This is a genomic window from Endozoicomonas sp. ONNA1, from assembly GCF_024606325.1.
GTDB lineage: Bacteria > Pseudomonadota > Gammaproteobacteria > Pseudomonadales > Endozoicomonadaceae > Endozoicomonas_A.
On the sequence record NZ_JAHHPN010000014.1, the window covers coordinates 1 to 2,357 of the forward strand.

At 47.6% G+C, this 2,357-nt stretch carries 2 protein-coding genes; both read right to left on the reverse strand.

Annotated elements, in window-relative coordinates; translation table 11 throughout:
• A partial coding sequence (locus tag KDK19_RS00225) for a PEP/pyruvate-binding domain-containing protein (protein ID WP_257291086.1) occupies nucleotides 1–1,681 on the reverse strand: 1,681 nt, incomplete at its 3' end.
• Between the two features lie 179 nt (nucleotides 1,682–1,860).
• The coding region (locus KDK19_RS00230) for a hypothetical protein (protein WP_257291087.1) at nucleotides 1,861–2,357 on the reverse strand (497 nt) is incomplete at its 5' end.

Consider the following 2,357-nt stretch of genomic DNA (forward strand, 5'->3'; position numbering starts at 1 on the left):
AATCATCCCGTGACGGGACGGCTGTCGTTAAAGGTAAATCAGAAACAGCAGAGGACAGGCTTCTGAGACTGGCCAGTTTTTCGGTAATGTCACCGGCAACAATGAAGGCTCCTGGCTCATCTTTAAAGCGGGCGCAGGCCAGTGTCGCCTGTTGGCCATCCCGGGCGGCCAATGCCACAAACTCTTCACCAGCACGCATTAAGGTTATTTTTTCTTGTTTCAGGAAGATCGCTACATGATCATTGAATCCTGCTTCGGCAAGGACAAAACCCCCTGCCCGCTTGATAAACTCTGGCTCAAGCATCCAATCTTCAGCGTGGTGTGCCACGACAATGGCTCCCTCTGACATAGAGTCTGCGTCTCGTTCCCTGGCCAGCCAGAGGGGTCCGGTGCAGTAGCCTTCGCTGATACCCTCGCCAATGGCCAGAATTTCTTCGGGTTCGGGTATAGGCATGGCAAAATCCATACCGCCAGAAAGCCGGGTAACAGGGCGCACCTGCAACAGGAACAGGCGATCCTGATGATCAATGGCAAACTCCACATCAACGGGGCAGAGCAGAAGGTCTTCCAGCTCTGTCACCACCTCCCTGAGCTTTGCAACCATGGCATCACTGAGTTGCTGTCCAGCGTCGTTTGATTGAGCATCAGCATGATCAATTCTTGTTTCCGAATAGCCGTCATTGTTCTTGTGCAGGATGAAGTGACTTGAGAGCGTTCCGGGAAAGTATTGAGAGCTGACAGCCTCTTCTTTGCGATCCTTGCGATAAATATCAATGCGGTGTGGCGTGTTACCGGACTGCCCTGCCACAATGCCTCTGGGCTGGCCCTGTGTGTACTCAACCCTGACAGTATCATCCTGAAAGGCCTGAAAGCTCATGACGACCCCGCCGTATTTGCAATCAATACACTGCTGGATGACCAGCGCCATGGGTTGCGGTATACCTTCAGAGCATACTTCAGGCTGGTAAGCTGAAGCCATGACTTTAAGACAGGTTCGCAAAATATCCTCTTCTCCCTGAACTAAAGAGAGGTATTTACCCGCCTGGGCATCACCGTAGTTATCTTCATTGATGCCGGAACTGCGAACAATCACAGACCGTGATGTGGCAAGTCTGTCCAGCTGACTGCGCAGATCACCGATTTGTCGGGCCGCTTCAGAATCTTTAACCTGCTCGTAATAATCATCACTGGCAATAAATTTCGCCAGACCCGCCAGCCAGCTATTCCTTTTGGTCTGCTCTGAAGGTGGCAAGGCATTGAGACGTGCCCTGATCCTCGTCAGGCTGATCTCTGTCTCTGCCTCAAGTTCACAGTCAATCATGGGAAGGTAGCGGGCTAAACAATGGGTATCAAGAGGGTGCTGTTCAAGTGCATTCATGACCCGGGATGTCACACATTTGAATGGCGGAACAGACAGATCTGCTTTTTTCATGCGCCACAAAAACAGCCCCTTACCCCCCAGTTCTTCCCGGTTGGGGGGTGTCTGATCTGAAACAGATAAACTGCAGAGACGCTTGGCTAAAGGCGTTTCGCAGGTCGAAACGCCACTGGGATCAGAATCATCGAGATACCTTTTGGGTGAACTATCAGCCCCTTTGGATGGGCTGCCAGCCCAGATATTCTGACTTGCATAAGTTGTCAGGATTCGATCATTCGATTTATCAGAATTAGTATTAAACATTGTGATATCCCTTTTATAATATCCATCCGTGATTCAATGGCTGGCACATCAATAAGCTTCTCTTATTCGGCCATGATTTTTTATAAAGATCAGCCTTCAGTCTGAAGCAGGCACAAGGAAAAACGACAGTAACCTGTTAATTCAAGATTGTCAGAATAGATCAGACCTTATTCACAAAATTACCGGCCTTGTTTAAAAGCAGAGAATTCATCATGCAGCCTTTGACTGGCATATAGAAGCCCATTCTCCAGAAAGGCTTTCTTGACTTTTTCTTTATGTTCGCTGAACGGCTGATCAGGTGAAATAACAAACTTCAGTTCGTAATCTTCTGATGGATCGATAATAAAGCTTTTACCCCTCAAATGAGGATACACATCCTCAACCAATGGGATAGTCCACCTGGGATCTAATAATAACAAATGATGAAAGAGTTCCCTGCGGGTGTCCTCAGCGATATCATCACTTATTAGCACTTTCTCTAAAGAATTCTCCAAATTAGTTAAGCGTCGACAATGATCAATAAATTGCAGTTGGTGGTGGTTTAATAACCGATAGCAACTGGGAAGAATGTCATATTGGATACTACAAACCATTAAGAAAAGACAATTTTGGAAGGCGAATCTATCAGCTTCTGTCACAACATCACTATCAAGGCGTTGTGCAAGCAGGTTAAAGT